The organism is Pedobacter sp. GSP4, assembly GCF_051857575.1.
Classification (GTDB): domain Bacteria; phylum Bacteroidota; class Bacteroidia; order Sphingobacteriales; family Sphingobacteriaceae; genus Pedobacter.
The window spans coordinates 411,587-437,932 of the sequence record NZ_JBPZIR010000004.1; the positions used below are offsets into that span (position 1 = coordinate 411,587).

Annotated in this window: 26 protein-coding genes; all 26 read right to left on the reverse strand. The window is 37.0% G+C overall.

Annotated features, from left to right (window positions below):
• The 26 genes from ACS5PU_RS12620 to ACS5PU_RS12745 all read right to left on the reverse strand — a co-directional run bounded on the left by ACS5PU_RS12620 (position 1) and on the right by ACS5PU_RS12745 (position 26,244).
• Positions 1-1,074, reverse strand: a complete 1,074-nt coding sequence (locus ACS5PU_RS12620; RefSeq protein WP_439459528.1) for an acyltransferase family protein — start codon at positions 1,072-1,074, stop codon at positions 1-3.
• Between the two features lie 52 nt (positions 1,075-1,126).
• Positions 1,127-2,143 carry an acyltransferase family protein gene (locus tag ACS5PU_RS12625; RefSeq protein WP_439459529.1) on the reverse strand — a complete coding sequence of 339 codons (1,017 nt, stop codon included), beginning with the start codon at positions 2,141-2,143 and terminating at the stop codon, positions 1,127-1,129.
• Positions 2,136-3,350 (reverse strand): hypothetical protein, encoded by a 1,215-nt coding sequence (locus ACS5PU_RS12630; protein WP_439459530.1) that lies wholly within the window; start codon positions 3,348-3,350, stop codon positions 2,136-2,138. The genes ACS5PU_RS12625 and ACS5PU_RS12630 overlap by 8 nt, the downstream gene beginning before the upstream one ends.
• On the reverse strand, positions 3,317-4,525 hold the full coding sequence (locus tag ACS5PU_RS12635; protein ID WP_439459531.1) for a glycosyltransferase family 4 protein: 1,209 nt from the start codon (positions 4,523-4,525) through the stop codon (positions 3,317-3,319). The genes ACS5PU_RS12630 and ACS5PU_RS12635 overlap by 34 nt, the downstream gene beginning before the upstream one ends.
• Before the next feature lie 53 nt (positions 4,526-4,578).
• On the reverse strand, positions 4,579-5,586 hold the full coding sequence (locus ACS5PU_RS12640) for a glycosyltransferase (protein WP_439459532.1): 1,008 nt from the start codon (positions 5,584-5,586) through the stop codon (positions 4,579-4,581).
• Positions 5,583-6,317 (reverse strand): FkbM family methyltransferase, encoded by a 735-nt coding sequence (locus ACS5PU_RS12645; RefSeq protein WP_439459533.1) that lies wholly within the window; start codon positions 6,315-6,317, stop codon positions 5,583-5,585. The genes ACS5PU_RS12640 and ACS5PU_RS12645 overlap by 4 nt, the downstream gene beginning before the upstream one ends.
• Before the next feature lie 34 nt (positions 6,318-6,351).
• The gene (locus ACS5PU_RS12650) at positions 6,352-7,344 is read right to left on the reverse strand and encodes a glycosyltransferase (protein ID WP_439459534.1); all 993 of its coding nucleotides are present in this window, start codon (positions 7,342-7,344) and stop codon (positions 6,352-6,354) included.
• Positions 7,341-8,483 (reverse strand): glycosyltransferase family protein, encoded by a 1,143-nt coding sequence (locus ACS5PU_RS12655; RefSeq protein WP_439459535.1) that lies wholly within the window; start codon positions 8,481-8,483, stop codon positions 7,341-7,343. The genes ACS5PU_RS12650 and ACS5PU_RS12655 overlap by 4 nt, the downstream gene beginning before the upstream one ends.
• A complete protein-coding gene (locus ACS5PU_RS12660) occupies positions 8,480-9,184 on the reverse strand; it encodes a hypothetical protein (RefSeq protein ID WP_439459536.1) in 705 nt (234 codons plus the stop codon). The genes ACS5PU_RS12655 and ACS5PU_RS12660 overlap by 4 nt, the downstream gene beginning before the upstream one ends.
• Positions 9,181-10,161 (reverse strand): glycosyltransferase family 2 protein, encoded by a 981-nt coding sequence (locus ACS5PU_RS12665; protein WP_439459537.1) that lies wholly within the window; start codon positions 10,159-10,161, stop codon positions 9,181-9,183. The genes ACS5PU_RS12660 and ACS5PU_RS12665 overlap by 4 nt, the downstream gene beginning before the upstream one ends.
• The gene (locus tag ACS5PU_RS12670) at positions 10,158-10,994 is read right to left on the reverse strand and encodes a hypothetical protein (RefSeq protein ID WP_439459538.1); all 837 of its coding nucleotides are present in this window, start codon (positions 10,992-10,994) and stop codon (positions 10,158-10,160) included. Before ACS5PU_RS12670 ends, ACS5PU_RS12665 begins: the two co-directional genes overlap by 4 nt.
• A 101-nt stretch (positions 10,995-11,095) precedes the next feature.
• On the reverse strand, positions 11,096-12,112 hold the full coding sequence (locus ACS5PU_RS12675; RefSeq protein ID WP_439459539.1) for a glycosyltransferase family 2 protein: 1,017 nt from the start codon (positions 12,110-12,112) through the stop codon (positions 11,096-11,098).
• Complete coding sequence (locus tag ACS5PU_RS12680) at positions 12,113-13,276, reverse strand: hypothetical protein (protein ID WP_439459540.1); 1,164 nt, start codon at positions 13,274-13,276, stop codon at positions 12,113-12,115.
• Positions 13,254-14,081 (reverse strand): hypothetical protein, encoded by an 828-nt coding sequence (locus tag ACS5PU_RS12685; protein WP_439459541.1) that lies wholly within the window; start codon positions 14,079-14,081, stop codon positions 13,254-13,256. Before ACS5PU_RS12685 ends, ACS5PU_RS12680 begins: the two co-directional genes overlap by 23 nt.
• Before the next feature lie 26 nt (positions 14,082-14,107).
• Positions 14,108-15,433, reverse strand: coding sequence for an MBOAT family O-acyltransferase (locus ACS5PU_RS12690; RefSeq protein WP_439459542.1), 1,326 nt, complete (start codon positions 15,431-15,433; stop codon positions 14,108-14,110).
• Between the two features lie 91 nt (positions 15,434-15,524).
• The gene (locus tag ACS5PU_RS12695; protein ID WP_439459543.1) at positions 15,525-16,643 is read right to left on the reverse strand and encodes a DegT/DnrJ/EryC1/StrS family aminotransferase; all 1,119 of its coding nucleotides are present in this window, start codon (positions 16,641-16,643) and stop codon (positions 15,525-15,527) included.
• A gap of 3 nt (positions 16,644-16,646) precedes the next feature.
• On the reverse strand, positions 16,647-17,399 hold the full coding sequence (locus ACS5PU_RS12700) for a class I SAM-dependent DNA methyltransferase (RefSeq protein ID WP_439459544.1): 753 nt from the start codon (positions 17,397-17,399) through the stop codon (positions 16,647-16,649).
• A 4-nt stretch (positions 17,400-17,403) separates the two neighbouring features.
• Entirely contained in the window at positions 17,404-17,832 is a 429-nt protein-coding gene (locus ACS5PU_RS12705) for a cupin domain-containing protein (protein WP_439459545.1), read from the reverse strand.
• A 10-nt stretch (positions 17,833-17,842) separates the two neighbouring features.
• A complete protein-coding gene (locus ACS5PU_RS12710) occupies positions 17,843-18,508 on the reverse strand; it encodes a class I SAM-dependent methyltransferase (protein ID WP_439459546.1) in 666 nt (221 codons plus the stop codon).
• A gap of 9 nt (positions 18,509-18,517) precedes the next feature.
• Positions 18,518-19,495 carry a hypothetical protein gene (locus tag ACS5PU_RS12715; protein ID WP_439459547.1) on the reverse strand — a complete coding sequence of 326 codons (978 nt, stop codon included), beginning with the start codon at positions 19,493-19,495 and terminating at the stop codon, positions 18,518-18,520.
• Positions 19,468-20,541 (reverse strand): glycosyltransferase family 2 protein, encoded by a 1,074-nt coding sequence (locus ACS5PU_RS12720; protein WP_439459548.1) that lies wholly within the window; start codon positions 20,539-20,541, stop codon positions 19,468-19,470. Before ACS5PU_RS12720 ends, ACS5PU_RS12715 begins: the two co-directional genes overlap by 28 nt.
• Complete coding sequence (locus ACS5PU_RS12725) at positions 20,495-21,745, reverse strand: ABC transporter ATP-binding protein (protein ID WP_439459549.1); 1,251 nt, start codon at positions 21,743-21,745, stop codon at positions 20,495-20,497. Before ACS5PU_RS12725 ends, ACS5PU_RS12720 begins: the two co-directional genes overlap by 47 nt.
• A 27-nt stretch (positions 21,746-21,772) precedes the next feature.
• Positions 21,773-22,630 carry an ABC transporter permease gene (locus ACS5PU_RS12730; protein WP_439459550.1) on the reverse strand — a complete coding sequence of 286 codons (858 nt, stop codon included), beginning with the start codon at positions 22,628-22,630 and terminating at the stop codon, positions 21,773-21,775.
• Positions 22,620-23,771, reverse strand: a complete 1,152-nt coding sequence (locus ACS5PU_RS12735) for a glycosyltransferase family 4 protein (protein ID WP_439459551.1) — start codon at positions 23,769-23,771, stop codon at positions 22,620-22,622. Before ACS5PU_RS12735 ends, ACS5PU_RS12730 begins: the two co-directional genes overlap by 11 nt.
• Positions 23,761-25,548 (reverse strand): asparagine synthase (glutamine-hydrolyzing), encoded by a 1,788-nt coding sequence (gene asnB, locus ACS5PU_RS12740; protein ID WP_439459552.1) that lies wholly within the window; start codon positions 25,546-25,548, stop codon positions 23,761-23,763. Before asnB ends, ACS5PU_RS12735 begins: the two co-directional genes overlap by 11 nt.
• Before the next feature lie 192 nt (positions 25,549-25,740).
• Positions 25,741-26,244, reverse strand: a complete 504-nt coding sequence (locus ACS5PU_RS12745; protein WP_439459553.1) for a UpxY family transcription antiterminator — start codon at positions 26,242-26,244, stop codon at positions 25,741-25,743.
• Positions 26,245-26,346 lie beyond the last annotated feature (102 nt).

Below are 26,346 nucleotides of genomic sequence, written 5' to 3' on the forward strand. Positions count from 1 at the left end.
CTAAATTCTTTTTTTATAATTAAGGGCAATACGCTCCGTGTAATAATAAATTAAATATGCTATTGGGATTATGATCATTATTGATCCTGTTACATACCACAAGTGGTAAGGCAGTTCCTTATTCTCGGCATAGTGAATAGCCAAGGCCTTAAACAACAGGAGTATTGGGAAGTGCAATAAATAAAGCGAATAGGAAAAAGTACCAAGCCAGGCTAAAGAAGATAATGCTTTGGCCAATAGTGATTTATTTCTTTTGATCATTAAAGCAATAAAGCCAGTGGTAATTAATCCAAAACAAAGGTCTAGCCAAGGGTAATTACTGTTTATCCTGGCAATGAAAGGGTATGCCACACAAAAAACAATCAATATTGGTATGTAGTTGAAAAGTCTTTCATTTTGCTGATAAACAGTTGCCATTACGGCACCCAAAAGCCAGATAGATAGGGTATAAGCAGCCGCACCAATATAATCGATTTTGTAGCCGAATAGGTATGCAGCAAAAAGAGCTATACTTAACAGTAATGGCACAATTCTTTGTTGATGATAGCTCCACAATAGCAATGGGTACATGAGATAAAAGAACCATTCATACTTTAAAGACCAAACAGGATAGTTGGAACCCCAAAGCGGACTTTCGGGTACTAAAAAGAAATTATACAAAAATCTGCTCAGCGAATATTGACTGAGCGGATAAGAATCGCCAGTGGTTATGCGAATGATATAATCTGTTAAAAAACAAACTATAAATGAAAAGATTAACGTTGGGTAAATCCTGATTATCCGTTTTTTTAGGTATTGTTTTAATTTAAATTCTGAAAAACTATACTGTGCACCGGCATATCTAAAATGGATTAAAAAACCGGAGAGTACAAAGAAAATGATAACCGCTTCGTGCCCAAATTTGAACAAAGAAAAGAAATAGACCATTAACTTATCGTACCATTGATATTGTTCGGGATGTTTGGATAAACCGTTAAAATAAGGTTGGGTCAGGGTTAAACGTGCATGATGGATGAGTACATATATAGCCGATAAGCCCCTTAGGCCATCTAGTACTTTTAAATTATTTTTCAACCGGTTCAAATCTTGATAACGTATTTTTGATAAAAGCTTTCAACTTTCACAGCTACTGGTTAAACTTATTGCCTATAAACCTGGCAAAATGATGGAATGGCTTTTCTATTAAAAGATAGAAAATGTAGGATAGTATTATTGCAGTAATAACCATTAACATGCTTGTTAAATTGTTGATTTGTATAAGCTTGTGAATTAGTAGAATAATTAAGGGGTGAAAAATATATAATGAGTAAGACGATTTCCCCAATTGCTCCATAAAGCGCATTGTTTTATTATACTTTGAATAGATGATTTCATTTTTTAACCAATAATAACTTAGTATGGCAAAAAAATTCATCGAGAGGATATAACTAACGAAATATTCTTCTTTCAGAAAATGAAGTAAAACCGAACATATCAAAACGCTTATTCTGTAAAGGTAAACCACTTTAAATGATGTTTGGTTATCACTATGGATATCTTCTGCAATTTTTACCCCAAAAAGCCAACACGGCAAGCCAATAATCCAAGTGTATAATGGGCCAGCTTGCCAATAATAACCATGATAATGATTTGCGGATTGATTAACCATTGCCAAAATATCGTGATAAGCGAAAAAGTAAATGGCAATTAATGATCCCAAGAAGCTAATTAATAGTTTGCTGTTCCAGTTTAATTTAATTTTCTGTGTAAATGGATATAGTGCATAAAAAATAAGCTCACAGAGCAGGCTCCAAACTACACCTTTTTCAGGATGTCCAAATCTATATCCCAATAAGAAAACCACAGCTAATGGTCCTAAAATGCGGATAAACCTCCGGGCATAGAATTTTTTTAACTGGGTTACCTGAAGTTTTGAGGTATAATGGATAATAAAACCAGATAAGATAAAGAAACCTATAACTGCAGCAGTACCGTTAGAGATTAATCTTATGAACGTGTAAATTATGCTGCTGATTTCTGTATTAGGGACAAGCTGAAAATCAGGATGCGTAAAAATATGAGATAACAATACTACAAGAGCTAATATAAACCGTAAACTGTCTAACCCCTTAAGCCATTGAATGGATTGTACTTTTTTATCCAATTGTTTCTTTAACTAAAATTAAAAACTTTTGACTTTCATTTTCCCAGTTTAAACTTTTTTGTCCAAGTTCATAGCAGGCCTTTTTGGTAGCGTTTAACAATCTTCTGTTTTCATGGTAATGATTAATTATAGTGGCCAGACCTGAAGCATCATGGTAAATTTTGCCGGTATAGTTATAACTACTCATAAAGGCACTTTGGGCTATAGTATTACTGGCTACAACCGCCAATCCGCTTTGGATATAGGTGAAGAGCTTATTGGTTAAGCATATATTACGGTTAAGGGGGGTAGTTTTTTCAGATGCTATGCCAATATCATAACTGCCCGCCATTTTTAATAATTGTTCTGGACTTACCGTATGGTGAAAGAATAAATCTTTTCGCCTTTCTATTGCAGCCAGTTGATTTAATTGTTCTTGATAGTTAGGATCAAACTTCCCCAATAAATGTAATTCAAGGGGTGTGCTTATGCTATTTATGGCGTTAATTATGGTTTCAATGCCCCGGTTTGGGCCAACGGTTTGCGAAAACCAAAAAAGTTTAATAGGCTTTTGGGTATTGATGACAGAAGCATCCGCTATTTTAGGAAAAACATTGTTAATGTTCTGTACCTTAATATTATATAACGATTTGTAAAGATTAGCGATTAATGGGCTGGCAGTGGTAAAGTAATCTAATTTAGGTATATAGTGATTCTCAGTTTCCTCTTTAAGTTTGTAGTCGCTACTGTGCTGATCGTCGGTTAATTCCTGCCGGTGAAAATCTTCGGCATCAAAACCGCTCTTAACCTGGTTGGCTGTTGCTGCATTTACTGCTACAGGCAGTGCCCCAAGATTATGGCCAATATATAATGCTGCTTTAACTTTAATAGCTTTGGCCAATTGCCAGCCGTAATTTCTATTTAAAGTGTAGTGTAAGTTGTTGTTTGGAAATAGGTTAAGTGTCTTTAATCTTAAACCTGATTTAATTTTAGAAAATGTGGTTAATAAATTTTGCGGTGTCCAGTTGAGTGCATCAAAAGTCCATGATGGATTAGCTTCAAGGATTTCTTGATCATACTTAACCAGCGAACCAACGTATTGTGTAAATATTAGGTGCACGTTATAGCCTGCTTTGGATAATGATGTGGCTTCTTTAACCAATCTGGGGTTTGATGAGATGTGCCCAGGCGTAATTAAGCAGATGGTTTTGTTTTGCGCTCCGTCCATTTATTGAAAATAATTTCGCTTAATTTTTCCCGGTATTGATGCCATGTCCAGGTTTGTGCCTTTCTTAATGCTGCGGCACCAAATTTTGGCAATTCAATTTTATTTGCTGTACACCATTTTAGTTGGTTTATGAGCGCTTCCAAATCGCCGGCCGGAATAATCCAGCCATTCTCCATGGGCGATATCAAATCTGGCCCACAGCATGCATCGGTTGCAATAACCGGAATTCCATTTGCCATGGCTTCAGTAACAACCATCCCAAAACCATCAGCCAATGTTGGGAGTACAAATACATCAACCTCCCTATATAGATCCATCAGTTCCTCATGAGGAATATTTTCTTTAATGATTACTTTGCCCGGCAGGTTTCTTCTGATCTTTTCGGGCAGGGTCATTTTACCGATCAGATAAAGTTCTGCATCTTGTTCGTTAAAATTGCATTGATTCCAGGCTTCATAAAGAAGGTGTGAACCTTTTCTTATAGATTGGTTGCCCGCATACAAAAATTTAACTGGACCGGTTGAAGTTTTTTCTTGAATAATAGGGGGCTGGTCCACAGGAAATGCCAATGGAATAACTTCAATTTTTGCAGCATCAATACCGCCTTCAATAAGTGTTTTTTTCGTAAATGAAGAGTTGCATATAATCAAATCAGCTATTTTAAGTTCCTCATCACGTCTTTTGTTTCTTCTAACGGCTTTAGAATTAACTAATAGATCTGTATCTTCTGTTATTAATTCAGGATAAAGCTCAAACTGTTTCTGAACTACTTTTGTAAAAAAGAGATGGTGCTGACTGGGCTGCTCATAAACAGACAATATATTCATGGCTTTCGCCTTAACCAAAGTTTTTAATGCGCAGTGCTCATAAGTATGCACTACATCAGTTTGGTCGTGTGTTAAGGCTTTAGCTACCCAATTATCAAAACTGAGCTCGCTCCATTCCCAAATCCTGTCAGTAATTAGGGGATAACCTAGCCTCGAAAAAAAAGTCCGCATTAATTCAGGCAAAGGTCTGCTAATAAATTTATGAATAGGAAGCTCATTAAACTGTCTTCTTTTGATTAAGTTTTTGAGATAGCTGAAAGCCGAAAGTTTGTTTGATAAGCTGTTTTCTGGATGTTCAAAAAATGAGGTGTAAAAATATTTAAGGTAAGCCGCTTCTTGGTAGGCCATTACTGTTTGTTTAACATGCGGTGCAATGGATGGATGTGAAACGATAACTTTCATTAAAACTGTTGGTACTGCTGTAAATATTGTTGGGTAATTACCTGTGCCGAAAACTTCGATTTGGCCATTTCCAAAACTGAAAACCTATTTATGGATTTAATTTCGGCCACCCTTTCTGTTAACTCGTTAACAGTATTACAGAAAAATCCGGTAACCCCATTAACTACTACCTCAGGTACAGCGCCCCTGTTTAAACCCAATACCGGAGTGCCACAGGCCATTGCTTCTACCATCACGATCCCAAACGGCTCATCCCATAATATCGGCATGAGCAAAGCTGCGGCCTTGCTTAAGATTTCGCTTTTTTGAATATCGTTAACAGCACCCACATATTGGATCTGGTCGCTTAAAAATGGTTTGATTTTTTCATTGAAATAAGGTGTATAAAACTCAGGTATATTACCGGCAATAACCAGTTTTTTACCAGTTTTTATGGCCATTTCAACCGCCAGGTGAACGCCCTTGATAGGCTCTATACGTCCTAAAAAAACAAGGGGTGCGTCTCCCTCCACCGCTTCAGAAAAAGCATATTTGTCAAAATTAACGCCATTATAAACGGTTTCGGCACTGGCATGTGGCTTAATTTGGTTGGTAATGTAATTGCTGCAGCCGGTAAAATGCAATGAGTTTTTGCGCGAAAGTAAGTGGCCCCTTTTAATTTGTTTAATGGTGGGTTCCCGTTGATAACTCATCAGTTTTGGTATTTTTGTTGGCATAATTGGCAGCAAATAAGCCAACCTGCCAAAACTGTGCACCATATCGAACTTTTGGCTGTTAATGGTTTTTTTTATTAATAAACTATTGTCGAACACATCCTTTATCGAATTGCCGCTACTTTGGTAGGAGATGAGTTGGCTGTTTACACTAGATTCGCTATTGGCGAATAAAGTAACCTCATGTCCTAGGCTTAACAGTTCAACCACTATCATATCAATAATGCGTTCAATACCGCCGTAAAGCAGTGGCGGAACAGCAATTTCTGGATCTGCGGTAATACCTATTTTCATGTGTTTAAGAGTTCCTTTTTAACGTAAAGGTTATTGGAATACCACAGTTTACGTTTATCCAGTAAATTTCTCCGCGTTTCGTATATGCCGCATAACATAAAACCTTTTTGCTCCATAAATGCTTCCACATCTGAAAAATGAACTTTTGTAATCTCCCTTTCATAGCCAACCTCCAATAATATCATTTTTGTTTGGTTAATCAAGCTGCCCTGGCCTTCCAAAACTTCAAATTCAAAACCTTCTACATCAATTTTGATGATATCGATCTGATCAATGTGCTGTTCAAGCAATACCTCTTCCAACCTTACCACCTCAATTTCCTCTTTACCGATTATGTTTTCGCTGTTATAGGTAGCTTTGATAGAATTAATTGTATTTTCTCTATTGATATCAATGGTAATTTTACCTGGGGCAGCGCCAAGTGCTTTTTGGAAAAAAATGATATTGGGATAATTTCTCAAATGTTTCAACAATTGATCGAAAGTATGCTTAACCGGCTCAAAAGCCATTATTTTGGCCGTAGGAAACCAATAGCTCAACTCTCTACTGATGGATCCGATATTTGCGCCTGCATCAATAATAACTGAAGGTTCCCTGACTAAAATTCTTTTTGCATCGAATATCCAATTTCTACCATAAGGGTAATTTTTGGAGATGAAATTAAGCTGTAGTTTTAATAAACCTTTTTCCAAACTTGAAAATGTTTTGCCTGTTAAGTATTTCCAGTTCATAAATTTTGTGGGTTATTCATTTAAATAATCAGGTTTAGGTTAAACTATATACTTTATTCAGGATTGAGCTCATTTTTTCTGCACTTTTTTCTAGAGATAGGTTTTCAAGTATGTAATCCCGTGGCGAGAATTTAGAATGGTTCAAGGCCGCGTAGTACATCGGAAATTTGTGGTAAAACTCGTTGAGGTTTTTAAATTTATCGCCACAACGTTCATCAAAATAGGGTACTGATGTTGCTTTTACCGGCGCTGTTTCGCCCCATTCAAACCGACTAGGATCCAGCCATAAACCTTGGTCCCAGGCCAGTATTGGCACGTTCATGGATAATGCTTCTTGATAAGCTAAACCTTGGCTTTCGTGTTCGCACAAAAAAATCATTCCTTTACTGCTGGCCAATAATCCCTTATAGGTTTTTACATCGTATGCTCCATAAACGATTAGCTGATGGGAGATCTGTTCTTTTTCCAAAAAAGCTATAATCGGCTTAAGTAGATTTAAACGGTTTTGTTCCTGATCCCATAAAAACTTAACATATATCAAAATATCTGTTTTTGGTCCACTCGGTTTCGGCTTCCAAAATTCTGTATCAATTCCGGCAGGCCATATGCTGCATTTATTTTTACCAAACCATTTATTATAGATGTCGGCAGTCCATTTAGAATGCTGTAAGTAAGTAGCAACAGGGTAATCCACAAATAAGGTTGGCCAGTTTGATGGGTGTGTCATTAAGCCAATGCCAGCAACGAGCTTATTTGTTTGGTGGTATCCATTCAAAGCCTGTAATCCCAAACCAAGTACAATAATGTGGTCACGCTCGGTAATTTGATCGAAAGGGATATTGGTTAAATAAGGTTGTTTTACAAGATCGAAAGCTTTGCAAAGGTTTTTAAAAACCAGTTCTAAACTACTTATTCTTTCGCCTCTTATTAGTTTTCTAATCGTGGGCAAAATATACCGGTCTCCCCAAAAGAAACGGTCTTTTATTGGTGGTTTTACAAAATAAATAATTAAACGTGTGCTACTCAAGTTATATGCTCAATAATTTTTTGGATTGAAGCGCTGATCGAATGATCGGATAGTGCTCTTTTCTGCCCAGCTTCTCTTAATTGCATCCTCATTTTTTCATCAGCCAAGAGCCTGCTGCATTGTTCGTCCAGTTCTTCGGCACTGGTATACGTTACAATCTCTTTTCCGGTTTCGTATAGTTCATCAATGCCTTCGGTCCATTCGGTTAAATAACAGGCCCCGAGCATTGGTGCTTCAATATCCCTTAAGCGCGAGTAAGTATTTGGTTTTTGCAAAGGATAATTAAAGCTGGGATACCGGTTAACCCCGATGGTAATATTGCTTTCTTTGGTGATTTTGATATAGTTTTCAAAATCTGGTTTACCTTTAAAAAAACTGTTCAGTGCCAATGATGATGGCGCTTTGTAAGAACGGGATCTGATTTTATTGGCAAAAGCATAAAACCCATTTTGCCCTATAAAAGCTAACTGATTTAAAATTTTTTGCCTGGCTGAACTTGCAGGTATACTTGAAAGCCGATCGTTATTTAGCCAATCCTTTCCGTAAATGTTAATTATCCGTTCAGGATTATGCTTAATTAAGGTGTAGAATAATAAATGCCGTTGAATGTCTTTTGATCCGATAAAAGAAACCTGATTATTTTCAATGTTGTTAAATGACCTATATTTTGGCTCAACCCACATGGGCATGGGCAGGTTAAGGTAGTTTAACCGGGCTTTTTGATAAAATTTTATGGCTTTATATTCTGGTACCCAGTTCAGATCGAAAACATGAAATGCTTTAGGCACCGAGCGGTAAAGCCGAACATGGTCACAAAAAAAATTGACACAAAACACACCCATTTTTTTTAGTTCGCGAACAGCACTTTCGTCTATTTGTTGCGGGTATAAATAGCTTAAAAATAAATCAGCACCCTGCTCTTTAATCTGTTTCAGTACCCTACTCCAGGTAAAACTTTTCCAATCCTGAAATTCCTGATCAGATTGCTGAACGAGGCCCTGCGCCCAATCAACATCATCACATTCAATATATTGGAATCCGGTTTCAGTAATACCGTTTTTAATATAGTATTCCCAAAAGTTGTATGCAGGTATGGGATGTTGGATTTTTGATTGTAAGAAGGAAAGAAAAATTTTCATTCTTTAATGATGCTCTTGTTTTCGAATCCGGCAATAGAGCCACTAATACCTATTTTGTCAACATACTCGGTGTGGTAGCCAGCATATTTCAATATTCTAGCGCCTGCAAATTCGACAGCAGCACCGCGGGGGATATTAAAAACCGGATTTATAAACTGTTTTACAAAGTGGATTAAGCTCCGTATACCAACCACCCTTCGTTCATAGGCGAAAGTTTCATTCAGGGTTTTAAGTAAAAAGGCTTCATAAATTTGCTTATTTCTTACAAAATAACCCCTTGTAGAAATGGATGACCTTTTAGTGCCTAAGTGGTATGCCCTAACTTTAAAATCATATGCTTCATCAAAATTGGTATTGAAATTTTCGTTGGGTAAATAGCGTGCACTGATTTTAAAAATGGGTTCGTTCTCAGGTAAAATATCCAATGTGGCCAAAAGCATCAAAAATTCGTTTATGCCTTTATTGATAAATTGATACTGTTTAATGTGTATCACCTGAACAGCTTTGCAGGCTGATTTAATTACATCCAGATTAGCAGAGACAGAATTATCAACCAAGATAATCTGGCTAAAATTAAAGTTTTCAAGCGCCTTTAAGGTCGAAATGGTTTGCCTTTCCCGCTCTTCGTGGGTAAAATGGCTCCGTTTTGATTCCCCCTTTTTTTCCTCCGGATATAAGCATGAGGATACAATTGCTATCATGCAAGTTTAGTTTTAAACGCCATTAATTTTCTTGTAACCTTCCAACCCAGTAGGTAATTAAGTATTTTGGCGAGTTTACCAGCTCCTACATCTACGCTAAACTTACGATCTATGGGGGGTAATTCTGCTAATGCTTTGGCCGAAATTGTGGGGTAATTGGGGTAACTTAAAACCGCTACATTGTGCAAAAGCCTGTAAATGGCAAAGTTTGCATCGTGCGAACCTGTTCTACTTAATAACTGTTCTTTTTTAGATAATGCAGACTCAAGTAGGCTTTGATAGGCGGATTTAGTTTGACTGGCAGAAAGGTTTTTAGCGCCTGTAGATTTTCTATAATAATTATATCCTCCAGTTTTTACTATTCCTTTTGATTGGAGAATAACTCTTGAGAAAAATTCGCCATCGTCATCCAGTGTCAGGTTTTCGTTCCAAAAACCAGCTTTATCAATAATCTTTTTTGGGGTAAGCCAGGCATTGGGCTGTACCATAGCCCCTTTATTATCTAAACCGCCCCATAGCCGGGTTAAAAAATAAACAGGATCATCCGTACTTTTGATAAACCTTTCTTCATATGCAGAAGGCAACAATATCGAAAGCTGATCTTCTTTTTGAAAATGAATGGTGCTGCAAACCATTAGTTTATCAGGGTTTTGAGCGGCAACTAGCATCTGTTGCTCAATTTTATCTACTGAAATAAAATCATCTGCATCCAAGAACTGAATATAGCTGCCCTTTGCTTCCAACACACCTTTATTTCTTGCCCTTGCTGCTCCACCTTTTTTTAACGAGAATAGCCTGATGTTTTCTGCGCTGTAGGCACTGGCCAACGCTAAAGAACCATCTGTAGAGGCATCATCTACTAAAATAATTTCTATTCTTGGCCAGCTTTGTGCAATAACAGATTCAATGCATTTATTTAAGTAAATAGATGCATTATAAAATGGAATAACTACAGTAACCAGATCTTGTTTAATCATTTAGTTTTTAAACTTTTCCAGGCCGAAATGAAATACGGTTTTTTTGATAAATCCACGTAGTGATGAAGAGTTCCTTCTTGTTTTTCGGTCTGTTGGTTGCTCGGGTTTACAATATATTCTTCCTTTGGCAAACGTTTTTCGTTCCCTTCAGATGAAACAATCATAGCTGTTAAGGCCTGTTCTAAAAAATAAGAGGTTCCTTCTTCATTTTCTAATGCGTGTATCCAATGTTCTATTTTATCCCAATCGATTATTGAAGAATTAAACCCGATAAGGCCAACATTGAGTTTTTTGGTGATTGGCGAAGCACAAAGTTGCTCCATTAATGAAATAGAATAACCATAAGATTGCGTACTATCTTCAATATTGATGATATTTTTCGGCTTTTTAAGCCAATCTATTACGGCTAAGGGTTCTTTCCAGAATAACATATCCGAATCCAGTACCAATTTGTTACTGTTAGGATGATAGGTGTGGATATCGGTTAGTTTTTTTAAATGGTTGTAAATTTTTCTTTTCTGCCTGATTATGGGATACTTATTTAGCGGAAGAATGGCATCGAGGTTTTGGTTAATTTGCTGTAGGGTAACTAATTCTGCCCCTGGCAAAAGTTTTGCCGCTATTTCATTAAGTTCTGCATCAAAAGTACCATCATCCATCAAAACAAACTTAAATTTTTCGTTGGTGTGCTGGGTTAAGGACCTGATACAGAAAAGGGTTTGAAATAAGAACTGCTTTCCGGTAAGGAAATAAACAGGAAGGCCATCGGGGTAAGAGTAAACAGGGGGTAATCTGTACGCTTCGGCTTTCATCTGTTTAGATCCATTAATCATTTTCCTGTATTGTATATGCCCACCAAATCGTTTCACTAACCGTAAATACGATTTTGGCTTTCTGTACAGCTCATCAATAATCAGCTGTATTTGCTTTTGCTTCAGGAAATTAAAATATTTTTGATACACCCTAAACTAAATCTGTTAAGTCTTTTTGTTGGCTTTTCCCAAATTCCCTTAAGTATTAAGCCAAGTTTTTGCTGTTTTGGATACAAACTTGAGGCAATGGTATTTATATGGGCCATCCACCTCATTCGGTCGAGGCCAGTTTTTGCTAACCGCGAAATTTTTAAACTTCCATGTTCAATATAGTATTGATAAATCTTATAGATTTCTTCTCCAAATTTATCCTGATCTTTTAAAGTCTTAGACAACTCATGTAGCCTAAAATTAACTAAGGTACCGGCAGTATAATTAACCATTGGATAATTTTCCAGTATGGTTAAGATGAATTTAGCATCAAATCCAAAATGTAAATCTTCATCTATCGTTTGGTTTTGGATCAGTGCTGTTCCTAGCCATACCCCAGGCTGATGAAAGTTAAAACTTCCGTTCTGTGCAAAATAATTATCTATATTCAGTCCCGTGTTTTTGATCAAGCCATAGTAACTATCGTCAACATTCTTACTATCCTCATCTTCTTTAAAATTATTTACCGATCCTGCAATAATCTGATCAGTGTCCTTAAAGCATACTCCCAGCTCAAATAAGGCCCCATGTTCAAGAAAATCGTCGCTATTTATCCAATTAAATAAATCGCCGCTAACCAAATGCAAACCCTTGTTAATGGCGTTTGCCTGTCCATTATCTTTTTCTGATACCCAATAGTTGATAAACTGACTGTATTTTTCAATAATTTCTTTACTATTATCAGTACTTCCTCCATCTATAACGATGTATTCGAGGTTAGGATAGTTTTGAAGGAGAATTGATCTGATGGTCTGCTCCAAATATACACCCTGATTATAGCTTGGTGTAATAATCGATATTTTTGGCCAGTTTTTTTTAATGCTGTAAATTTTAGGATCTACCTCTAGATCCCATGGCCAAGCCTTCAAATTTTTATTTTGTGGTAATTTGCTTAACAAACCATTATTTTCGGTAATAAGATTTTCCATCTAATGGTTTAACAGTTGAGATAAAAATTGATCAACAATATGGCTTGCCATTAGGCGCTCCTCGAAAAACTTAGTGCAGTTAGCAGCATCAATCTTTTTTAGGCTTCCGTTTAAAATATGAAAGGCCAGGTTTTTTTCTGGCGTAATTAATTCGCCAATTTTGTAATCCGCTAATATAGATTGATAACTGCGGCATGGGGATAATAAAACAGGCATGTTTTGAGATAAAAAAGCGGAGAATTTACCCGATGATAAACCTATTTCTTTAATGTTCATCCCTGTAAAAATACCATTATCCGGAACATACATTACAATTCCATAATCAAAACAGCTTAAAAAGCTTAAATAATCGTTATAATCTTCAAAAACATCATCATGTACAATTACGTTTTTCCCTTGGGCTTTAAGCGCATTTAATTTGATGAAAACTGGGTTTTCGGAAGGGAATTTTGTTTTGCTGTGAATAAGTATATATTGATTTGGGGGCAGCCCGTTTTCAATAGTATCGATAATCTGATTAATGCCCGACCATTCTGCCACACTACCCGTGTGTACATAAACGGTATCGCTCTGTTGAAGGCCAAAGTCGGTTTTTTTATACTTTTTGCCCTGATAATTTTTATTGATGATGGGATATACGGGAATAAGGAACCAATTGTTAAAGTGTTTAATTCCGTTTTCTTTTATTAAAAGCTCTTTCCTGATCTCGTCTTGTATGATAATTGAAGAGATTATTTTATTGTATTTCGATTCTTCCTTTTTTAATTTAACCAAGGCTGCATCTGCTGCAATTTCACTTTGAAAAAAGATTTCAAAAGAGCAGTAGTGGATATTTAAATTTTTATTGAACATCCTAATCCGGCCGGTGAGTACCAAACCAGCAGGATCAACTGCGATTAGATGTTTGATTTTGTTTTTTTTGATAACAAAGAACATGTTCCAAAAAACCCTGAGGTAATGCAAGAGTTTGTTGGGCCTTCTGGGAAAGATTAGGCCTTTGGGCGCATCAGCATAAGAGACATGCTTAAATTCAGCAGGGATTTTACTATCTCTATTGTTGTTGAACAACATTACCTGTACACCTTTTTTACCGAGTGCTTCAATTATTCCATACAAAGTGGGATTGGTAAAAGTATCGCGATTAAAGGTTACGATCCCAATCATTTTTATTCTTTATTAAAAAATTGGCCAAAAAGGTACTGTATTTTTCTCGGCTGCTTTCTACCAGGTGGTTCCCATCGTAAGTTTGCAGTGCATTTAAATTTGGGTAAGGAGGAATTCTTGATGCCTTTTTAAAATACAGCTCAACAAAACGTTTGGTTTCGATATTACGTTTCGTACTCCACATTTTGGGATGGGCAGGCAATTCCATCATATAGATTTTAACCCCATGTTGTTCAAAATAATCAACATACTTTTTAATTTTTTTAGCCGATTCTTTAATCTGTAAAGTATCTACATATTTGTTTTCAAACTCCATGTTCCTGCCCATGTTATATGAAACATACTGCATGGCCTCGTTAAAGTTAATTGCATGTGTTGTTGATGATACTTGCCCTGTTAACACATTTATTGGATGATTTTTTTCCTGTAAAAAAGGTAAATAGTTTAACAAACTGCTGTAAAGTGGGTTTAATGCTGGTCTAATCAGGTTTTCGTCAAGGGGGCGTTCTAACCAATTTGTTTCCAGTATAATGGCTTTCGGTAATTTTTTTTTCTGCTGTATCAAAGCTAAGCCGGTAAGACTTCCACCACCAATAAAATTTAAAGTAGTGCTACGTTCATTTAAGCCCGGAAGGGTTAAACCCTCAGACATTGAACTGCCGACTATTATTACATCATAAGCTTGGCTACCGAAATGAAAATCTTCAGCGCGGATCTGGTTTTCCTGTAAATAGCTGTAATAACTGGCTTTAACTGGATATACCTTTAAAAATAGGGTATAAGCCAGAACAATGATAATAAACAAGATAGTAACCTTTAAAATAAAGCGCATTAAAACCTGAAATAGATAAAGTTGCCACTAAAGCCTGCATTTGATAGGATCAAAAATAACAATACGGCGTATAAAAATGGCTCTAACTTATTTATTGTTAATGTGTACCTGTTTCTTAATAAGTAAAGAATGTAATAAAATAAAACAGGCAAACAATAAAATAAAACGTACCACTCTCTATTGCTCAGGGTAAAACCATGCCAATAAGCAGGGGCCAAGGCTTTATAAAAATTAACGACTTCATGAATGGTTAAGAGTTTAAAAAACAGCCAGGCAAACGATACAACCGTAAAAACCAAAATTACCTTTAAAGTCTTATACCAAGTGGTATTATTTGGTTTAAAATAGTTGCTGATGAGCCTTTCTATAGCAAGCGCTAATCCATGAACTGTGCCCCATAAAGCAAAATTCCACGTTGCACCATGCCACAGGCCACCTAAAAACATAACAATAAATAAGTTAAAATAGGTTCTGAGTACACCTTTTCTATTGCCTCCCAGTGGAATATATAAATATTCTTTTAACCATCTGGAAAGCGAAATATGCCACCTTGTCCAAAATTCGGAAAAACTTTTCGAGATATAGGGGAAGTTAAAATTGTTAATGAGATCGTAACCTAGTAGGCTGGCCAAACCTAGGGCTATTAACGAATAGCCAGCAAAATCGGCAAAGATTTGAAATGAATAACCAAATAGCAGGGTAATTAAAGTTATGGGATGATAAATTTCGAAAGGATAAATCAGGTCTGCTGTAATATCCTTTAAATTGTCGGCAACAACCATTTTTAGAAAATACCCCAATATGAGTTGTTTAAATACTTTTTCCCAGTTGATATTTTTAAAGTATTTAATCCCGATTTGGGGAATAAACTGATCCGCCTTTAAGATAGGGCCGGCTATTAAATGTGGAAAAAAAGAAATAAATAAGCTGGAGCGTATAAAATGGCTATAAAAGCTTTGGTTTTTGATAATGCCTTGTACTTCTTTTTGCTTATAAGAATCGACCAATAAGCTAATCCCTTCAAAGGTGAAGAATGAAACGCCGATTGGCAGTGGGACTAATACTAAAAAATGGAAAAAAGGTTGTGCGTGTAAGCTACTATCGACAAAAGTTAAGGTAAATAGCTTGATATATTTGAAAAAGAATAGGGTAGCTAAATTAAAAGCAATACCCATAAAAAGCCAGGCCTTTACATTTTGCTTTTTATCGGTACTTACTTTATAACTGATAATGGTATTGAACAAAATAGAAATTAACAGTATTGCGGTAGCTTTCCAATAAGCTGTTCCATAGAAATAGGTACTTACAATAACCAGGAATGGCATTTGCCATTTTTTAACAAATGGCAAATAATAGATTGTAAATACCGCAACAAAGAAAAAAACGAAAGAGAGCGAGTTGAAGAGCAAAACTAGTTTATGAAATTATTGCTTTTAATATTTCTGTTACCCTAATTAATTCTTCTTGCTTCAGGCCAAGTCCACTTGGTAAATAAAATCCGTTATTGGCCAATTCTTCGGCAATAGGGTACGATTCATTTTTAAATAAGCCCATGTTCTGAAAAACAGGTTGTTGGTGCATGCACCAAAAGAATGGCCTAGTACCAATTTTTTCTTTGGCCAGCCCCTCAACAATTTTTTCTTTAATTTTAATACCTGGAGCCACAATACCGAAAACCCAATTAATGTTGTGTGCAAATGCTGTGCTTGGTTTTGGTAGACGAAAACCTAACTCGGTTAAAAAAGAAAGCTGGGTTTGATAGGTGTTGCTAATATCTTTTTTTATTGTTAAAAAGTGCTCAATCTGTTCTAATTGTGCTAAACCAAGTGCGGCCTGCAAATTGGTCATTCTGTAGTTCCATCCCAGTTCGTGGTGAACAAATCTAGGTCCGTTGGGTTCAAAGCAAAGATTCCTCAGTTTTCTGCATCTTTCAGCCAGTGCCAAATCATTGGTCATAATCATGCCACCTTCTCCGGTGGTAATGTGTTTATTCGGATAAAAACTAAAAATACTCAGATCGCCAAAACTGCCGCATTTTTTCCCGTTGTAGGTTTGCCCATGCATTTCTGCCGCATCCTCAATAATTTTTAGCTGGTATTTTTTAGCCAGTTGGAGTATGGGGTCCATATCAACCGGAAGCCCATATATGTGTACAACTAAAATGGCTTTTGTTCTCGGGGTAATTTTAGCTTCAATCTGCAATGCATCCATATTCCAGGTAACGGGATCGCTATCCACTAAAACAGGTACTGCACCGGCAGTAACAACTGATTGAGCTGGTGAAATAATTGTAAAAGTTGGCATAATTACTTCATCTCCAACGCCAATGTTTAAAGCCTTTACAGCAATATCCAATGCAGCAGATCCATTGCTCACAGCTACACCATATTTTGGCCCAATATACTGGCTAAATTCCTTTTCAAACTTAGCGATGAATGGTCCTTCACTACTAATCCATCCGGTCTCGATACATTCAGTCAAATATTTTAACTCGTTGCCATTAAGTAGGGGAGTGTTAACGGGAATTGGATTCATGTATTAAATTTTTTTAAAAATGTAGCATACGCCCCAAGTATCTCCTGAAGGAGCCGCTTGCGTTAAAAATTCTTCCGAATGTAAAATTTCGAACTGTGTAGCGAAAGCCAGAAGTTCTATTTCTGGTTTGCTAAAATGGCGCATGGGGTGTTTTTCGGAAAAGACGGTTTTGGCTCCTGATTCTAAGTCAGTAACTTCTATATCGTAATTTACCTCTACAACATTCTGCTCTGGATAAATTTTTGGCTTTGCATTTCTAATTACACTGATCTTCTCATTGCTAAGCTGTTTTGTCCGTTTTTCAGGAACTAAAGCGTGTACAGCGGCACTGTGCCAAACATCAAAAATAAATAAACCGCCCTGATTTAAGTGCCTATGCACATTTTGAAAGGTATGAATTAGATCTTGGTTACGATTTAAATAACTGATTACATGAAATAATGACAATGCGATATCGAATTGCTTATCCACTTCAAAAGTGCTGATGTCTGCAACCTGAAATTCAATATTTTCGCGCTTATTTTGATTGGCAATATTAACCATTTCGGCGCTGCGTTCGATTCCGTAAATGTGATACCCTTTTTGGAAAAAGAGATTAGCATGCTTTCCGGTTCCGGAACCCAGTTCAATTACATTTTGGCTTTGCGGCTTATATTGTTTGATGAGCTGATCTATGTAATCGGTTTCAAGAGCATAATCTTTATCTTGATATAAAAGATCGTAATACTGACTGTAGAGCTTAAAATTTTGTGCCATTATTTTAAGGGGTAATATTAATGTTATTGGGTTTATGGTCAAACCTTACCTTGTCTTCATCGCCACAATACGGACCCTGTTTAATTTCGATCATTTCTGAGCTTTCCAGCATTTCAAAACCATGCCCTCCAGCAGCCAATAAAATTACGTCTCCGGTGTTCACTATTCTGCTTTCGAGATAATTGCGTTCATCATCATAAAAATCAACGCGGACTTTACCCGATTTGATATAGAGTACCTCTTGCGTTAAGGTAACTTTCCGTTCTACCAAATTATGAACATGTGGGTCGATAATATATCCTTTAGGCCTATTCATATAACCTAATTGCTGGGAAAAATCTCCAGGGGTAAAAAATTCGATACCGTCTTTTTTAAATTGTGCCCTCACAATGACAGCTAGTAGTTTAGATTGGTGGTATACTTGGTCTATCATTTCTAAATTTTCATTTTATATATACAATAAACTGATTTTCGTTTAATACGTGCACATTGTATTGACCAGATGAAATAATTGTTTCATAAACGGTTTTTACACCAGGATAGCTAAAATCATCAAAAGCAATTACGAGTTTTGGGTTGGCCGCGAAGAAGGTTTCGCAATTTTTCCAATCTTCTTTTACAACTAAGTAATCGTGACAGCCATCAACATAAATCAAGTCTATTTTTTTTGAATTTATTTTAATATAAGCAGGAAGTGTAATGGTCGTATCACCTTTAACAAGCTCATAGGTTTGTTGTGGAATAACCTGGCTTAGTTTCTCATTTACCTTGGCAAAGGTATGCCCACCCGATTCAAATTCCCAGTAAGGAAAATCAGCCAGATTGTATGCTTTATAATCTTCAGGATAGTTTTCTTCCAAGTATGTTATTTCATCAAATAGATCAAAACCTACATAATTGATGTTCAGGCTAAAAAAGGATTTAAGCCAGCTAATTAGTGCAATGGCATTATCTCCCTTAAATACGCCTATCTCTAAAAAGCTGAAGCTATCTATTTTGTATTTGTTAACAAGATAAAAAGCTACATCATTTAAGCTCTTGCACTGGGTTAAACGAGGTAATGCCCTAACTTTTTTGAATCTTTTTAATACTTTTTTGATACCGAACATGGGCTGTTTTTAAGCTGTAATGTAAGTACTTCTTTCGTGTTTTTTCCTGTTCAGATAGTTTTTGAAAAAAGGCTTTGCTATCGTTCTGACCAACTTGTTTATCGCTTTTGAAAATAAGGCGTTTTTCCCTCTGAGTATGCCCCTGGAAGTTAAAAGAAATGCATTTCTGTAATAATTTATATTGGTTCTATTAAGCGTTTTGTTCTTCGATGCCGCCCCATAATGTACGTATGAGTTGTAATATGATATAGGGCAGTGGATAAAATTGAAGCCCTTTTGTCGCAAGTGTTGCTGAAAATAGGATGCAGAATCGTAGGCTACTATTTGATTACTGCTGTCTATTTCTTCATAATAATAATGAGAAATATTACAGCGGTTAAATGCTTCCCGTTTGTAAATACAGAACCAAGTATGATTCCGCTCTTGTAATATTATATTTCTGTTACTGTAACTATCATAAATAGGCTGTGGGCTTGTTGCACTGTAGCAAGTGCTAGCTCCAATTAATGATGGGTTTTTAGATAACTCGCTGATAAGATAGAAGTAAAAGTCTGCATTCAATATTTCAAAATCAGCATCTACAGTGGCAATATATGGTGTGTCTATTTTTTTTAGTTCTGTGGTCCAAAGTTCATCATAAAGCTCGTTATAACCTTCAACCTGCCGGCTAACACCCTCTGGAGAAGTAACGATCTGTCCGGGATAAGGTTTTTCAGCCAAACTATTCAGCTTTTCTGTGTTATCGTATAAGGTTGTGTAAGGATAACTTGCCCATTTTTCTAAATAATAGCCTTTATTTTCTTCAGAGAGGTTATTCAAATAAATGTATAAAACGAAATCTTCTCCTCCAAAGTCTTGGTTCCGATGGTAAATTTTGTTGTAACTTTTGATCGCAAAATCTGCAATGATACAGTCTCTATCGGTAACAAGCATAAAAAAAGTTATCTGTGGCGATTTCATCATGTAGATGGCAATTGATAATTCCAATAATCGTTTTTTAATACCCAATCTCTTACTTCAGCTTCCCGGCTAAAATGAGTCTGATGAAAATGATAGCCTGATTTTTCTGCTGTTGCTAAATTATTTATAAGAGCTTCTATTTCTGGAGAAATATTTTTTTTCGTAGGCTGGGCAACAAATAAACGTTTTATCCATCGGTAGTATGGATGAATGCGGTTTTTAAAGCCTGTCGGTTTTGTTGAAGTTTTTGAAGGTTGCTTTCTTAAATCGGTATAAGAATTACATACACCTTGGTAAAAGGCTCTTTTTTTAAAATATTCGATAGTTAACCTTTGCTTAGAAACATAGTGGTAAAGCATTAGGCCAGGGATGTATTTTGCTTTTAACCCTTTTTCAATGGCCTTTAAGGTTAGCCCAGTTTCTCCATCGCCTTGATATTGCTGAAGCCGATCGGGTATACAATCTGGATGAAAGCCACCTAAATCGATAAGGGTCTTTTTACGGATACAGAAATTAAGCCCCCAAACAAAGTTTGGATCTATCTCTATTTCACTATGGCCAAAATCGAGCAGGCTTAGCCAACCACAATATTGCCCTGTATGGCTATGCTGCCAAAAATGAGCAAGCCATTGTGGCGGTTCAACTTCGTAATTTGGTAAGCAAGGACCAGTTGCCAGATGCAGATTCTTGTCGTTCAAAAAAGTTTCGGCAAGATTTTTTAGGTATTCCTGATTGAGTATTACATCATCATCTAAAAAACACAATATTTCGCCTCTTGCTACAGCGGCTCCATGGTGCCGGCCTGTAAGTAAACCAGGCATTGCATCGTATCGATAAATCAGGTTTGGAATTTGCGTCTCAAATCGTTCAACAACTGTTTTTGTATCATCGGTCGAACCATTGTCTACAACAATTACTTCAGCAGGTATATTCCAGTCTTGCTTAGCCAAGCTGGCCAATGTTGCTGTTAATTGGTTTCCCCTATTAAATGTAGGGATAATGATGGAGATGATCAATTGCACTGATTTAGCTATAGCTGATCTGGACAGAAGTGGGCGCCGAAATAAAACCATCGCTTTTGTGGTACGGGAACACGCGGTTTTTGGTTGGATTTTGGGCGATTTCAAATACTAAAATATCTTCTTGTCTGTTATATGTAACGGTATTTTGTGGACCTATCCAAGGACTTACACTGTAAAACCCCGGAACAAGGCCAGTGAGTTCAACTTTTAAGTTGAGATTAGCTGTGCCTTGGTTTATTTGTATAAAAGGAGCAGCTGATGGCATCGATTGAATAATGGTCTTGCCACGGTCATCCTTAATGTCGAAAGTAATAAATGCAGGGGCATATTTTTGATCTGAAAAAAGGCATGCATTAATATTAAGTGTTAAATATGGTTGATCTCCGGTAATATCAATAGCAACGGATTCAAATCTTGGCGAATGGTTTTCGTTGACGTTTTCCCAAAGCAAAACCTCATATTGGTTAAATTCTTGATAAATATTAATGGCTTCTTCTACACCCGAGCTGATTTGTTTTCTGCCATTTTGCAGTACAATTCCTTTTTGGCAGAGAGCGGAAACCGCATCCATATTGTGGCTAACAAACAATACTGTTCGTCCTTCTCCCTTACTTACTTCACCCATTTTGCCCAGGCATTTTTTCTGGAATTCTGCGTCACCTACGGCCAATACTTCATCAATAATTAAGATTTCACTTTCTAAATGGGCGGCAACAGCAAAAGCTAATCTAACATACATGCCAGAACTATAGCGTTTTACTGGTGTATCTAAATATCGTTCAATTCCCGCGAAGTCAACAATTTCTTCGAGTTTACGTTGGATTTCTTTTTTACGCATACCCAAAATGGCACCGTTTAAAAAAATATTTTCACGACCGCTAAGCTCCGGATGAAATCCGGTGCCTACTTCTAATAAACTTGCAATCCTTCCTTTGCCTGATATTTTTCCGGTTGTTGGGGCTGTAACCTTGCTTAAAATTTTAAGTAAAGTGCTCTTACCTGCACCGTTCCGCCCAATAATGCCAACTGCATCGCCCTGTTCAATTTCGAAGTTAATGTCTTTTAAACTCCATACCACATCACTTTCACTTTTGGTATTTTGATTATTCGATTCCCCTATGCGTAGAAAGGGATCTTCTCTGTCCCGTATACGTGCATACCACCGCGCTAAATCGCGACTAATGGTACCTGTACCGATTTGGCCAAGTTGATAGGCTTTACTTAAATTTTCTACTTTAATTGCAATGTTCGACATATTATTGTCCGTAATCCATTTTAACTGCTAAACCGTGTCTACAAAATTCTTTTCCACCCGGTTGAAGATAACGATCCCGAAAAGAAGGATGATAAAAGTTAACGCCGAAGTGTAGCCGAGATAGCTCCAGCTAAAAGAGCCATTTCCCAAAAAACCATATCGAAATGTTTCGATTAGGCATGTCATAGGGTTAAACTCGATGATCCAACTGTATTTTGGGTATTTTTCAATCGCAGTGGAGAGGGGGTAGATTACCGTGGTGGCATACATCAATAGCTGCACGCCAAAACCGATCAGAAACGAAAGGTCGCGGTATTTGGTGGTCATAGCCGAAATGATCATGCCTAAGCCCAAACCCAATAACGCCATTAAAACTACTACCAAAGGGAACAGCAATATGGCCCAATTCGGTTCAAAATGGGCTCCGTTAATGGCATAGTAACCCATGAATAAAAAAAACAGGATCAGTTGTACACCAAAGCGCACCAAACTACTTACTACTATGCTCAATGGCATAACCAGCCTAGGAAAGTAAACCTTACCAAAAATAGAGGCATTATCTTTAAATACAGACGAGGTTTTGGTCAAACAATCAGCAAAATAGTTCCATGCTGTTATACCTGCCATATAAAAAAGAGGCTTTGGTAACCCATCTGTAGAGATACCCGCCAGATTTCCAAAAACGAAGGTAAATATGATAGTGGTAAACAACGGTTGAATAAAAAACCAGAGTGGTCCTAAGATCGTCTGCTTATAAAAAGAAACAAAATCTCTTCTAACCAATAAGACAAGCAGATCCCTATAGTCCCAAACCTCGTTTAGTTTAAGGTCAAACAAAGATGATTTCGACTCAATAATCCATCGCTGTTCTTCTTTATGGTTCATACTGAAGTTGGTTGTATTGTTGCTCACCTAAAAGCAGATTCCTTACTGATTTAAGGTAACTGTGGTATCCAAAAGCCTGTAAACATTTCTCCTGTAGGTTCTTTTTCTCTGCTTCCGTTTGGCTATGCTTTAAAAGACTGCAAATGTTGGTTAGAATACCCTGTGGATCATCAGGATCTACCAGTACACCCAGTGATCCGTTGCGCAGGGCATCTACACTACCATCTTTGTTGCCAGCAATTACCCTAAGGCCACTGGCAAGCGCTTCGATAAACACTATGCCGAAGCCTTCCTTTTTGCTAGGTAAAATAAAAAGATCAGATAGCAGAAAATGTTCCGTAAGCTCTGTCTCATCAATAAAGCCAACCATCCGGATGTGGTTTTGAAGATTGTTTTTTTCGATTAAATCATCCAGCCGTTTTTTTTCCACTGCGTCCCACTTGCCACCTAATAGATAAACTAGGTTTGGATAGATTTTAAGTAAACTGGGTAACAATTCAATCGTATGGTCGTAGCCCTTATATTTTTCAGAAGAGGATAAGCGGGAAAGAGAGAAGAGAATTAAATTTTCTTTATTTAAACAGTACCTATCCAATAAAACTTTAGGTTTTTCAAAAGCTGTAGAAAGGTGATAAAAAGGATCGAGGCAATTGTTCAACACCTGTAGCCGCTCTGCCGGGATACGGTGCATTTTCCTGATTTTCTGTGCCGTAAATTCGCTAACACAGATAATCTTATCCAGCTGGTTCAACATTTTTAGCTTTGGATCAGATAATTTTTTCCATATCTCAATGCCATGTGCCAACAGGTATATTTTTTTATGGGGATGTATTTTTTTGATGAAATAGACAATGTTGATTAAGTGGATATGGCTCAGTAAAATTACATCTGCTTTAAGGCCATGTAAAAAAGATTGAACAACAAAAAGCTCTTTCCTGCCTCCATAACCATGAAACTGTTGTTTGCTCAAATACCTCGAATCGCGGTCTGTGTTTTTATCATACATAGAAAACACGGTAGATTGAATAAGGTCTTCTTCACTTAAATCGTATAGTACGCGGCATAAACTCCTGCAAACTTTTTCTATCCCTCCAGTAAAACTAAAGGTTTTAAGCGTTAAAAAAAGTACTTTAACTGGCATGATAAATCCGGTATAAGGCTAAGGCCGAACTCCAATGGAGCTTATTGGCCGTAAAGTTCTGTATGAGCGATTTAGCCCTTTTGTTATTGTATCTAGAAGGATCGGTAATATCGTTGTTCTTTCTCATCCATTCTTGGAAAGGGAAAGTAAAGCCCATTTTGGATCTCTTCCAGGTTTCTACCGGTAAGTCTTCTTTGTAAGCTTCTACCAGCAGTTTCTTTTTCTGTTCGTAACTGAATTTGATTTCATTGGAGATCGAAAGTACCAGGTTAACAAAATTACGGTCCAAGAAAGGGACCCTAACTTCAACGCCGTGGCTCATGCTCATAAAATCGGTATCTTTAAGCAACTGATTTTGCATGTACATGTTAAATTCAAACCAGCTCGCACGGGTTTCGTTACTCGTTTTTTGTATGCTGGGGTGTAGCGGTATTTCTTCCAAACAATCAATTACGGTTTTCATATCTATGTCTAACAGTTCGGCAATAACATCTGGAGAATATACCCCCCTTAAGCAAAGATACTCGCCAATAGGCGAATTTAAACTTAAGTAGTATAAACGCTTAAATTTGGTGTTGTTGGAGAAACGCATGCTTCTGATCGCGCTTTTACTTAACCAGCTCAGGTTTTGTATTTTGTGTATCCGGTCAAACGATGGATAGCCACCAAAAAGCTCGTCGGCCCCTAATCCCGATAGTACCACTTTTATGCCCTGTTCTTTAGCGGTTTTACATACAAACCAGGTATTGATACCATCGTTTGTGGGCTGATCCATATCTGCTAAAACGCTTTCAAAATTCCGCACAAAATCGCGATAGGTAATCAGGTGTTCAATTTTTTGGATATCTATTTTTTGCAAAAGGCTGTTGCGCTGCTTCTGTTCAGAAAAATCTATTTCGTTAAAATTGGCAGAAATGCTGGAAAGCTGCTTGCCATTATGCTGATTGGCCAATATGGTAATAATACTCGAATCAAGGCCGCCGCTAAATAACACACCGATAGCCACATCAGAAACCATCTGTTGTTTAATGGAGCTGCCAAGCTGCTCGCGGATAAGCTGTATGGCGTAGTGCTCGTCATATATCTGCGCGCTGCTCTCAAACTCATGGTAAGAGTGTACGGAATGCGATCCATTCCTGATATGATATTTGAGAAAGCAGCCTTTACCTAGGCTATAAACATTTTTTAAGGTAGTATAAGGCTCAGGTATATGGCCAAATGCGAGGTAATAAATCCGCCAATTTTCATCTTCCTGTGTGGGGCCTGCATATTTAAAAGCTTTTACTTCCGAAGAGAAGGTTAAGGTTTCGCGATCAAAATGGAAATAGAGCGGTTTAATGCCATTTTGGTCCCGAACAAGATATATACATTGTTGCCGCTTATCAAAAATACAGAAGGCAAAAATCCCGTCAAGCTTTTCAAAGGCCTTTTCTCCCCAATGTTGGTAGGCATAAAGTATTACTTCAGTATCGGTTTGTGTTTTAAATATATAACCGAAGTTAATGAGTTCAGTTCTTAATTGCCTGTAATTATATACTTCGCCATTATAGGTAATGATCAGGTCTTCTTTATGGCTAATCATAGGTTGATGACCGCTCGAGCTAAGATCTAATATCGCTAACCTGCGGTTGCCGAGGCATACAGGATCTTGATCTGCAAGGTAAATGCCTTGATCATCAGGGCCGCCATGCTGCATACTATCGCACATCGCCTTTACTTGCTGATGAACTTCCGATAAAGAATCTCGACTATTTATAATGCCTGCTATTCTACACATCAGGTTTTTTTAGATTGTTGCTGGCCTGTTTACTCTGCACCGGATACAGCTTCGCCCCCTCAGTCACATTTTTATTTAAAAAATGACTGTTTATTTGATTTTATGAATAATGCTGAAGATAAAGCCTCAGCGCTTTTTTGCTAAATATTGTTTGTTCCCCATCTCACATCTTTCATTATACGTCTCCCATATCTAAATCGGTTCTATAAACGCTATCGATGTGTTAATGTTAATGGAATAACCCATATTTTGTAAACGTAAAATAATACGCTGTTTATTTTGTACCGATACCAGCTCTGCAATCATCCCCTTAAAAGGACCAGCTTTAATCAATACCCTTTCACCAGTTTTAATGTCGTAATCAATTACCGCTAAATCGGCATCTGTGGCAAGCAGGAGTTTAAGATCATGGATTTGCTGGTCGGGTATGGAGGCTACTTTTCCGGAGAAGTAAACAAACCTTGCAATGCCGTTTGTCATTAAAACTTCTGCATATTCTTTAGCCGAAATATACACAAATAGATAAGATTTAATCAAAGGCTCCTCAACGATTTTTTTGCGGTCGCTCCACTGCTTAACCGTCTTTTTAAGAGGTAGATAAGTTGAAATCCCTTTTCTGTTCAGTTCATCGTCAGCTTTTTTCTCTGCCCTCGAACGCGTATAAACCGGATACCACCTGTAATTTTGATCTATCATTTACCCTTAGCCATTATTACCAAAACTGTGAAAACCATCAAGTACCATCATCCATTTTACCTCTTCCATTTTCATCCTCTTTACAGTTAACCAGTTTAAACA

Excerpts from the sequence above, each read along its gene's own strand:
- ACS5PU_RS12640 (WP_439459532.1), bottom strand. The coding sequence starts at position 5,586 with ATGAAAATAGGTATTACCGCAGATCCAGAAATTGCTGTTCCGCCACTG.
- ACS5PU_RS12680 (WP_439459540.1), bottom strand. The coding sequence starts at position 13,276 with ATGATTGGGATCGTAACCTTTAATCGCGATACTTTTACCAATCCCACT.
- ACS5PU_RS12645 (WP_439459533.1), bottom strand. The coding sequence starts at position 6,317 with ATGAACTGGAAATACTTAACAGGCAAAACATTTTCAAGTTTGGAAAAA.
- ACS5PU_RS12730 (WP_439459550.1), bottom strand. The coding sequence starts at position 22,630 with ATGAACCATAAAGAAGAACAGCGATGGATTATTGAGTCGAAATCATCT.
- asnB (WP_439459552.1), bottom strand. The coding sequence starts at position 25,548 with ATGTGTAGAATAGCAGGCATTATAAATAGTCGAGATTCTTTATCGGAA.
- ACS5PU_RS12670 (WP_439459538.1), bottom strand. The coding sequence starts at position 10,994 with ATGATTAATGGATCTAAACAGATGAAAGCCGAAGCGTACAGATTACCC.
- ACS5PU_RS12655 (WP_439459535.1), bottom strand. The coding sequence starts at position 8,483 with ATGAAAATTTTTCTTTCCTTCTTACAATCAAAAATCCAACATCCCATA.
- ACS5PU_RS12700 (WP_439459544.1), bottom strand. The coding sequence starts at position 17,399 with ATGGCACAAAATTTTAAGCTCTACAGTCAGTATTACGATCTTTTATAT.
- ACS5PU_RS12695 (WP_439459543.1), bottom strand. The coding sequence starts at position 16,643 with ATGAATCCAATTCCCGTTAACACTCCCCTACTTAATGGCAACGAGTTA.
- ACS5PU_RS12710 (WP_439459546.1), bottom strand. The coding sequence starts at position 18,508 with ATGTTCGGTATCAAAAAAGTATTAAAAAGATTCAAAAAAGTTAGGGCA.
- ACS5PU_RS12660 (WP_439459536.1), bottom strand. The coding sequence starts at position 9,184 with ATGATAGCAATTGTATCCTCATGCTTATATCCGGAGGAAAAAAAGGGG.
- ACS5PU_RS12725 (WP_439459549.1), bottom strand. The coding sequence starts at position 21,745 with ATGTCGAACATTGCAATTAAAGTAGAAAATTTAAGTAAAGCCTATCAA.
- ACS5PU_RS12690 (WP_439459542.1), bottom strand. The coding sequence starts at position 15,433 with ATGCCATTCCTGGTTATTGTAAGTACCTATTTCTATGGAACAGCTTAT.
- ACS5PU_RS12675 (WP_439459539.1), bottom strand. The coding sequence starts at position 12,112 with ATGGAAAATCTTATTACCGAAAATAATGGTTTGTTAAGCAAATTACCA.
- ACS5PU_RS12635 (WP_439459531.1), bottom strand. The coding sequence starts at position 4,525 with ATGGCCTACCAAGAAGCGGCTTACCTTAAATATTTTTACACCTCATTT.
- ACS5PU_RS12665 (WP_439459537.1), bottom strand. The coding sequence starts at position 10,161 with ATGATTAAACAAGATCTGGTTACTGTAGTTATTCCATTTTATAATGCA.
- ACS5PU_RS12705 (WP_439459545.1), bottom strand. The coding sequence starts at position 17,832 with ATGATAGACCAAGTATACCACCAATCTAAACTACTAGCTGTCATTGTG.
- ACS5PU_RS12735 (WP_439459551.1), bottom strand. The coding sequence starts at position 23,771 with ATGCCAGTTAAAGTACTTTTTTTAACGCTTAAAACCTTTAGTTTTACT.
- ACS5PU_RS12630 (WP_439459530.1), bottom strand. The coding sequence starts at position 3,350 with ATGGACGGAGCGCAAAACAAAACCATCTGCTTAATTACGCCTGGGCAC.
- ACS5PU_RS12745 (WP_439459553.1), bottom strand. The coding sequence starts at position 26,244 with ATGATAGATCAAAATTACAGGTGGTATCCGGTTTATACGCGTTCGAGG.
- ACS5PU_RS12720 (WP_439459548.1), bottom strand. The coding sequence starts at position 20,541 with ATGGTTTTATTTCGGCGCCCACTTCTGTCCAGATCAGCTATAGCTAAA.